Source organism: Streptomyces sp. NPDC014733 (genome assembly GCF_043083385.1).
Taxonomy (GTDB): Bacteria; Actinomycetota; Actinomycetes; order Streptomycetales; family Streptomycetaceae; genus Streptomyces.
In genome coordinates this window covers 216,540-224,391 of sequence record NZ_JBIBYO010000012.1, presented here as the reverse complement: position 1 = coordinate 224,391, position 7,852 = coordinate 216,540, and the positions used below count along the sequence as shown (strand labels likewise).

Genomic DNA, 7,852 nt, shown 5'->3' with positions numbered 1-7,852 from the left:
AGGGACAGCTCATCACGCAGCGCACGGCACAGGGCCGCGACGGTGGCGGTCTTGCCGGTACCGACCGGACCGCCCAGACCGATGCGCAGCGCACGGCGGGTGCCGTCGGGGCGGGTGGGCGCCGCGGCGCTGTAGCTGTGGCGGTGCGGGAAGATCTCGTCGAGTTCGTGGTCGAGGTGCATACGGACTCCAAAGGTCGTGCGGGCGCGCGGGGCGCCGGTGGGCCGCCGGGAGCGGGGAGCTCCCGGCGGCGGTGTATCAGGAGGCGAAGAGGCGGACCGGCCAGGCGGCGTGCTGCTCGGCGGTGATGTCGAGCAACGGCGCCGACGCGGCCGGCAGAACCTGCGGCCCCTCCGCCGGGAAGCGGGCCCCGGCAGCCGCGGCGTCGGCCGCGAGACGGTCGAGGTCGCCGGCGAGGCGGGCGAGTACGGCGGTGGCGTCGAAGGGGTCCAGGCTCAGCAGCCGGACCACCGCCGTCGCCGGACCACTGACGTTCTCGTACGCCACCGCATAGGCGGCATCCTGCGGCGTCAGCCCGGCCGCCCGGGCCGCCAGACCCAGCACCACCGGCTGGTGGGCGCCGCGCGGCCGCGCCACCGCCAACGCGTCCAGCTCCGCCGACGGCCAGGCCGCCCGGGCCGCCCGCATCATCTGACGGCCCAACCGACGGGCCGCGGTCCGCAGCGCCGGCACCGGAGTACGGGCGTCGGCCGCGTCGTCGAGAGCCAGCGGGTCGCCGCCGGCCGCGGCGGCCGCGGCGAGCCCCGCCGCGACCAGACCCGCGGTGTGCAACCGGCCGCGGCAGAACGCCTCCAGGGAGGCGGCGTCCGTGATGCGGCCGGCCGCCACCGCGGCCTCCGCCCCGCCGGAGTGCGCATGCCCTCCGGCGGGGAACCGGCCGTCTGCCAGCACCATGAGGGCGGCACGGTTCATCGCGGGCCTCCGGGGTGCGTGCCGTGCGTGGATGAGGTCATCTGCGCCACGTCAGAAGAGGAAGTAGCGCTGGGCCATGGGGAGTTCGGCGGCGGGGGCGGGCTCGACCACCTCGTCGTCGATGGTCACCGTGAAGGTGTCCGGTTCCACGTGGACCCGCGGCAGGGCGTCGTTGTTGCGCATCGACGCCTTGGTGACGGACCGGGTGCTGCGGATCGGCTCGTACGCCTTGGCGAGCGGGAGCCGTTCGGCGATGCCGTCCTCGACCGCCTGCGCGGAGACGAAGTTGACGGAGTTGCTGCCCGGGGCCTTGCCGATGGCGCCGAACATGGGGCGCGGCAGGATCGGCTGCGGGGTGGGGATGGAGGCGTTGGCGTCGCCGACCTGCGCGTAGGCGATCTGGCCGCCCTTGATGACGAGGAGCGGCTTGACGCCGAAGAACGCCGGGTCCCACAGCACCAGGTCGGCGAGCTTGCCGTCCTCGACGGAGCCGATGACGTGGTCGATGCCCTGGGCCGCGGCCGGGTTGATGGTGTACTTCGCGACGTAGCGGCGGGCCCGGGTGTTGTCGGCGACGGTGTCGCCGGTGAGCAGGCCGCGGCGCTTCTTCATCACGTGCGCGGTCTGCCAGGTGCGCATCACGACCTCGCCGATGCGGCCCATGGCCTGGGCGTCCGACGACATGATCGAGATGGCGCCGAGGTCGTGCAGGATGTCCTCGGCGGCGATGGTCGAGGGCCGGATGCGGGACTCGGCGAACGCGAGGTCCTCGGGGACCGCCGGGTTGAGGTGGTGGCAGACCATCAGCATGTCGAGGTGTTCCTCGACGGTGTTGACGGTGTGCGGCCGGGTCGGGTTGGTCGACGCGGGCAGCACGTTCGGCTCGGAGACCATGGCGATCATGTCGGGGGCGTGACCGCCGCCCGCGCCCTCGACGTGGAAGGCGTGGATGGAGCGCCCGGCGATGGCCGCGATGGTGTCGCCGAGGAATCCGGCCTCGTTGAGGGTGTCGGTGTGGATCGCGAGCTGGGCGCCGCTCTCCTCGCAGATGTTCAGGCAGGCGTCGAGGACGGCGGGGGTGGCGCCCCAGTCCTCGTGGATCTTGAAGCCGAGGACCCCGGCGCGCAGCTGGTCGCGCATCGAGTCGGCGGACATGGTGTTGCCCTTGCCCAGCAGACCGATGTTGACGGGGAGGTGGTCCATCGACTCCAGGAGCCGGGAGATGTGCCAGGCGCCGGGGGTGATGGTGGTGGCCTTGCTGCCCTCGGCGGGGCCGGTGCCGCCGCCGACGAGGGTGGTCACGCCGGAGGCGAGGGCCTCGTCCACCTGTTGGGGGCAGATGAAGTGGACGTGGGTGTCGATGGCGCCGGCGGTGAGGATCTTGCCGTTGCCGGCGATGATCTCGGTCTCGGGGCCGATGACGAGGTCGGGGTGGACCCCGTCCATCGTCTCGGGGTTGCCCGCCTTGCCCAGCGCGGTGATCCGGCCGTCGCGGATGCCGACGTCCGCCTTGACGATGCCCCAGTGGTCGAGGACGACGACGCCGGTGATGACGGTGTCGGGGGCGCCCTCGGCGCGGGTGACGCGGGACTGGCCCATCGACTCGCGGATGACCTTGCCGCCGCCGAAGACGGCCTCGTCACCGGCGCGTCCGGGACCGCCGCTGCGGTCCTCCTCGATCTCGATGACCAGGTCGGTGTCGGCGAGACGTATCCGGTCGCCGGTCGTCGGGCCGAACAGGTCGGCGTAGTCCTGGCGGGAAAGCTCAGCCATCGAGAGTGCCTCCGGTCTCACCGCGCAGCCCGGCGACGATCCGCTTGCCCGCGAGGGGGACCAGCTCGACCTCGGTGGGAATGCCGGGCTCGAAGCGCACGGCGGAGCCCGCGGCGACATTGAGCCGCAGGCCGTGCGCGGCCGCACGGTCGAACGCCAGGCCCGGGTTGGCCTCGGCGAAGTGGTAGTGGGAGCCGACCTGCACGGGGCGGTCGGCGGAGTTGAGGACGGTCATGCGCGTGAGGGGGCGGCCTTCGTTGAGGCGGACCGGCTCGTCGGCGTAGAGGATCTGTCCCGGGATCATGTTCTGCTCTCCCGCGGTCAGTTGATGGGTTCGTGAACGGTGACGAGCTTGGTGCCGTCGGGGAAGGTGGCCTCGACCTGCACGTCGTGAATCATTTCCGGGACGCCGTCCATGACGTCGTCGCGGGTGAGCACCTGGCGCCCGGAGGACATCAGCTCGGCGACCGTACGGCCGTCGCGAGCCCCTTCGAGGATGTGGGCGGTCAGCAACGCTATGGATTCCGGGTGGTTGAGCTTCAGCCCCCGTGCCCGTCGCTTTTCGGCCACGTCGGCTGCCACATGAATCATCAGGCGTTCCTGCTCATGCGGGGTCAGTTGCATACGTTCCACCTCACAGACTTCCTGCCCGGGTATGCGTTCGCCCAGGTCACAGGCGTGGACACGCCCGCATGGGTAGATGTATCACACAGCGACTAAAGGGAAAGCAAACCGTGCCTCCGCAAGAGGTCATCAACACCCCATCCCGCAGAGCCCAGTTCGGGCCCATTTCCGTGGCGTTACATGTCCGGCCACCTGCGGAACCCTTCTCAGCGCTGGAGTGCGGGCACTTCCCTTACCGGGAGTTACCGAGTGGCGACCGATTTCCCCTTCCGGATTTCCCGCCGCAGGAATTCCCGACGGCCGGAATGCGGTGGCGAATTCCACACACCGGAACGCCCGCCGGACCGAACGGACACCCCGTCCCGGGCGCGGCGAATTGGATGCTCCGGGCAATCCGGACCCGGCACCGCTCGACGAACACCACTGTCCGGTATCCGCCCTTGACGGGGCGGAGATCGCTCACGATCCTCATGTGCGCGTCAAACGCTCCGCACCACCCCCCACACCAGTATCGGAGCCACACCGTGACTCGCACCGCCCGTACCCGTCGCCTCACCCTCGCCACCGGCGCCTGCGCCGCCGTCGTCGGACTGCTCGGCGTCGCGGCCAGCGCCCAGGCGACCGCACCGACCGCCGCCCCCGACATCCCGGTGGCCGACGTCAAGGCCGACCTCGCCAAGTTCCAGTCCATAGCCGACGCCAACAACGGCACCCGCGCCCACGGCACCGCCGGATACCAGCAGTCGCTCGACTACGTGAAGGGCAAGCTGGACTCCGCCGGGTTCACCACGAAGGTCCAGGAGTTCACCAGCGGCGGCGAGAAGGGGTACAACCTCATCGCCGACTGGCCCGGCGGCGACGAGAGCAAGACCGTGATGTCCGGCGCCCACCTCGACTCCGTCCCCGCCGGCCCCGGCATCAACGACGACGGCTCCGGCTCGGCCGGGATCCTGGAGGTCGCGCTCGCGGTCGCCAAGGCGGACCTCAAGCCCACCAAGCACCTGCGCTTCGGCTGGTGGGGCGACGAGGAGGACGGCATGATCGGCTCCTCCCACTACGTCGACTCGCTCGGCGCCGACACCGCGAAGATCGACTCGTACCTGAACTTCGACATGATCGGCTCCCCCAACCCCGGCTACTTCGTCTACGACGACGACGCGCGGCTGGAGAAGGTGTTCAAGGACTGGTTCGCCACCAAGAACATCGCCACCGAGAAGGAGACCGAGGGCGACGGCCGCTCCGACCACGCGCCGTTCAAGGACGCCGGGGTCCCGGTCGGCGGGCTGTTCTCCGGCGCCGACTACATCAAGACCGACGCCCAGGCCAAGGCGTGGGGCGGCGAGGCGGGCAAGGCGTTCGACGCCTGCTACCACGAGGCCTGCGACACCACGAAGAACATCGACGACACCGCACTGGACAACCACACCGACGCCATCGCCCACGCGATCTGGGAGCTGAGCTCCTGACCTTCCGCGCCCCGCGCGTCACCGGCCGGCCCCACCCGGCCGGCCCCGGCCCGGTCGCCCTTCCCGGCGGCCGGGCCGCGGCATGTCCCGGCGGCGGCCGGCCGCCGTGCGCTTCGCCCCGGAGGCGGTCGCGCCCGACGCCCCTCGCCCGACCGGGCTCGCCCGCACGGACCAGCCGGTTCCGGGCGGTCGCGGGGGCGTCGCGTTGCGGAACCCCGGTGCGGAGCGCACCGCGTGCGTGCGCTTTTCCGCTGGTCCGGAGCGCGCGGGCGGATACGGCGACCGCCACACCACGCCCCGAAAGCACCATTTGACGCATTTGTGACGAATGTCACACTTCGTCATTTCAGCGCGGAATCCGGCCGCCCGATGCGTGACGATCCCCTGGACGACAAGCCCCCGCCGCAGCGGCGGGGCGGTCCGGGCGGACGCCGAATCCTGCCGCCGTCCCGGATGTCAGGTCGACGCGGACGCACCGGCAGGAGCGGAGGACCCGAGCACGACGGGACCACGGCACCAGGGCGCACGCCCTGCGCCGACGGGTCCCTTGGGGTGAAGCCGTACGCATGGCCGGGCACCTTCGCCTGCCCGAACCCGACAGGTCTTCCTTCGCAGGCGGCTGACGAAGGGTTTGCGCATGACTGTGCGCATGCATCTGCCGGCCGCGGTCGCCCGGGCCGGAACCATCTCCGCTCTCACACTCGCGACCGTCGGCGCGACCGTCGCGCTGCCCCCGGGTGCCGACGCCACCTCCGTCTCCGCCACCGCGGTACGGATCGCCGCGTCCAAGAAGGGCGCGCCCTACCAGTACGGCGCCCGGGGGCCGCACCGCTTCGACTGCTCGGGGCTGACGCAGTACGCCTTCAAGCGCGCCGGACGGAGTCTGCCCCGCACCGCCGCCGCGCAGTACAACCGCACCCGGCACATCCGCGCCTCCACCCGCAAGGCAGGTGACCTGGTCTTCTTCCACGGCAGCGGGGGCGTCTACCACGTCGGGATCTACGCCGGTCACAGCCGCATCTGGCATGCGCCGCGCACCGGCACCGTCGTCCGGCTGGAGAAGATCTGGACCGGCGCGGTGTCGTACGGCCGGGTCGGCTGAGCGGCGCGGCCGCCCGTCACACCCCGGCGGGCGGCCACGGCAGCCGGACCCGGACGGTCTTGCCGCCGCCCGGCTCCGCCACCGTCGTCACCTCTCCCCCGGACTCTGCGGCCAGCAGGCCGACGATGAGCAGCCCGCGGCCGCCGTCCCGGCACAGATCGGCGGCGAGCCGCCGGGGCGGCCGGGGGTCGCGGTCCGTGACCCCCGCGGTCAGCGTCTCGTCGCGATCGAGCCGCAGGGCGAGGGTGAAGTACGGGGAGGTGCCACCGGTGTGCCGGACGGCGTTGGTGGCCAGTTCGGAGACGATCAGCCGGACCGCGTCGGTGAGCGGCGCGGCCCGGTCCAGGCCCCAGGCGCCGAGCACCGCGGAAACGTGCCTGCGCGCGGCCGCGACCGACTCCGGTGCGCCGGGGAGGGTCAGGGTGGATTCCTGGTGATCTGCCATCGCGGTGCCGTCCTTCTTCCCACCGGGGTCGGATCCGGCGCACGGGCGGGAGGCGGGACGCCGCTCGGTCACCGGGTCGGCCGCGCACGCCGGGGTGCGGACCGGCGGTCCATGCTGCCGGTACGCCCCGTCATCCACCACGAAATGCCCATATCTCTCGCCCAAAGCGGTGAATCCTCCCGTACGGGAGCGGGTCGCGGCCCCGCGACGGCCACCCGGCGGCTAACGGCGGCTCCGGCGCACGCGCCGCCCGGCGGGTCAGTCGCCCGGCGGGTCAGCCGCGCGGCGCGGTCTCCGCCAGGGTGCGCACCGCCGCCCGCAGCTGGGTGTCCGTCAGGTCGGCGCGGGCCGTCAGCCGGACCCTGGAGACGCCGTCGGGGACGGACGGCGGGCGGAAGCAGCCGACCAGCACTCCGGCGGCGCGGCAGTCGGCCGCCCAGCGGACGGCGGCGTCCGGCGACGGCGCGCGGACCGCGACGACGGCGGCGTCCGGCCGGACCGCTGCCAGCCCGGCGGCGGTCAGCCGCCGGTGCAGCGCGGCGGCGACCTCGCGGGTGCGGGCCGCGCGCTCCGGTTCGCGGCGCAGCAGCCGCAGCGCGGCGAGCGCGGCGCCCACCGCCGCCGGGGCGAGCCCGGTGTCGAAGATGAACGTCCGCGCGGTGTTGACCAGATGCTCGATGACCCGTGCCGGACCGAGGACCGCGCCGCCCTGGGAGCCGAGCGACTTCGACAGCGTCACGGTGGCGACGGTGTCCGGGGCCCCGGCGAGCCCGGCGGCGGCCACGGCGCCGCGCCCGCCGTCACCGAGCACCCCGAGCCCGTGGGCGTCGTCGACGAGGAGGCCCGCGCGGTGGCGGCGGCAGGCGGCGGCGAGGGCGGGCAGCGGGGCGGCGTCGCCGTCGACGGAGAACACCGCGTCGGTGACGGTGAGCGCCGGGCCGCCGTGCGCGGCGAGCGCGGCGTCCACGGCGGCTGGGTCGGCGTGGGCGACGACGGCCTTACGGGCGCGGGAGAGGCGGCAGCCGTCGATGAGGGAGGCGTGGTTCTGCGCGTCGGAGACGACGAGGGCGCCGGTGCCGGTGAGGGCGGTGACGGCGGCGAGGTTGGCGGCGTACCCGGAGGAGAGGACCAGGGCCGCCTCGAAGCCGCAGAACGCGGCGAGTTCGGCCTCCAGCGTGGCGTGGAGTTCGGTGGTGCCGGTGACCAGCCGGGAGCCGGTGGCGCCGGCGCCCCAGCGGTGCGCGGCCTGGGCGGCGGCGCGGGTGACCAGCGGGTGGCGGGCGAGTCCGAGATAGTCGTTGCTCGCCAGGTCCAGCAGTTCGCACTGGGCGGAGCGGGGGCGCAGGGTGCGGTGCAGTCCGGCGTGCAGCCGTTGCCGGTGGGCCTCGTCGAGCCAGTCGAACGCCGCGCCGGGATCCGGCGGGGCCTCGTCGGCGCGGGGGGCGTCACGGGGCGGCGGCAGGGCGGGATCCGCTGGCATCGGCTTCCTTCGCTTCCCTTGCGGCCCCG

Annotated in this window: 8 protein-coding genes, 1 pseudogene and 1 riboswitch; of the genes and pseudogenes, 2 read left to right on the top strand and 7 right to left on the bottom strand. The window is 73.2% G+C overall.

Translation table 11 applies throughout. The features are described from left to right. From ACF1BH_RS24805 to ACF1BH_RS24785, 5 genes and pseudogenes are all read right to left on the bottom strand, one after another. Positions 1 to 182 (bottom strand): annotated as a pseudogene (locus tag ACF1BH_RS24805) (urease accessory protein UreG); the annotation flags it as partial. 76 nt (positions 183 to 258) lie between these two features. Beyond that, complete coding sequence (locus tag ACF1BH_RS24800) at positions 259 to 933, bottom strand: urease accessory protein UreF (RefSeq protein ID WP_391645702.1); 675 nt, start codon at positions 931 to 933, stop codon at positions 259 to 261. Positions 934 to 984: 51 nt separating this feature from the next. Then, positions 985 to 2,706, bottom strand: a complete 1,722-nt coding sequence (locus ACF1BH_RS24795; RefSeq protein ID WP_391645700.1) for an urease subunit alpha — start codon at positions 2,704 to 2,706, stop codon at positions 985 to 987. Beyond that, a complete protein-coding gene (locus tag ACF1BH_RS24790) occupies positions 2,699 to 3,010 on the bottom strand; it encodes an urease subunit beta (protein WP_030281360.1) in 312 nt (103 codons plus the stop codon). Before ACF1BH_RS24790 ends, ACF1BH_RS24795 begins: the two co-directional genes overlap by 8 nt. Positions 3,011 to 3,027: 17 nt before the next feature. Further along, positions 3,028 to 3,330: an urease subunit gamma gene (locus ACF1BH_RS24785; RefSeq protein ID WP_391645698.1), complete on the bottom strand. Its 303-nt coding sequence runs from the start codon at positions 3,328 to 3,330 to the stop codon at positions 3,028 to 3,030. Between the two features lie 524 nt (positions 3,331 to 3,854). Here ACF1BH_RS24785 and ACF1BH_RS24780 point away from each other — a divergent pair. Together ACF1BH_RS24780 and ACF1BH_RS24775 are read left to right on the top strand one after the other, a co-directional pair. After that, positions 3,855 to 4,796 (top strand): M28 family metallopeptidase, encoded by a 942-nt coding sequence (locus ACF1BH_RS24780; RefSeq protein WP_391645696.1) that lies wholly within the window; start codon positions 3,855 to 3,857, stop codon positions 4,794 to 4,796. A gap of 455 nt (positions 4,797 to 5,251) precedes the next feature. Continuing rightward, positions 5,252 to 5,429: riboswitch (cyclic di-AMP (ydaO/yuaA leader) on the top strand. A gap of 4 nt (positions 5,430 to 5,433) precedes the next feature. Then, positions 5,434 to 5,898: a C40 family peptidase gene (locus tag ACF1BH_RS24775; protein ID WP_391645694.1), complete on the top strand. Its 465-nt coding sequence runs from the start codon at positions 5,434 to 5,436 to the stop codon at positions 5,896 to 5,898. 16 nt (positions 5,899 to 5,914) lie between these two features. Here the strand turns inward: ACF1BH_RS24775 and ACF1BH_RS24770 are convergent, their stop codons facing one another. After that, positions 5,915 to 6,343, bottom strand: a complete 429-nt coding sequence (locus ACF1BH_RS24770) for an ATP-binding protein (protein ID WP_391645692.1) — start codon at positions 6,341 to 6,343, stop codon at positions 5,915 to 5,917. A gap of 274 nt (positions 6,344 to 6,617) precedes the next feature. Then, entirely contained in the window at positions 6,618 to 7,823 is a 1,206-nt protein-coding gene (locus ACF1BH_RS24765) for an 8-amino-7-oxononanoate synthase (protein ID WP_391645690.1), read from the bottom strand. Between the last annotated feature and the right edge of the window lie 29 nt (positions 7,824 to 7,852).

Bases quoted from the DNA above. Each gene is read 5' to 3' on its own strand.
- ACF1BH_RS24800 (WP_391645702.1), bottom strand. From the start codon at position 933: ATGAACCGTGCCGCCCTCATGGTGCTGGCAGACGGCCGGTTCCCCGCC.
- ACF1BH_RS24795 (WP_391645700.1), bottom strand. From the start codon at position 2,706: ATGGCTGAGCTTTCCCGCCAGGACTACGCCGACCTGTTCGGCCCGACG.
- ACF1BH_RS24790 (WP_030281360.1), bottom strand. From the start codon at position 3,010: ATGATCCCGGGACAGATCCTCTACGCCGACGAGCCGGTCCGCCTCAAC.
- ACF1BH_RS24785 (WP_391645698.1), bottom strand. From the start codon at position 3,330: ATGCAACTGACCCCGCATGAGCAGGAACGCCTGATGATTCATGTGGCA.
- ACF1BH_RS24775 (WP_391645694.1), top strand. From the start codon at position 5,434: ATGACTGTGCGCATGCATCTGCCGGCCGCGGTCGCCCGGGCCGGAACC.
- ACF1BH_RS24770 (WP_391645692.1), bottom strand. From the start codon at position 6,343: ATGGCAGATCACCAGGAATCCACCCTGACCCTCCCCGGCGCACCGGAG.
- ACF1BH_RS24765 (WP_391645690.1), bottom strand. From the start codon at position 7,823: ATGCCAGCGGATCCCGCCCTGCCGCCGCCCCGTGACGCCCCCCGCGCC.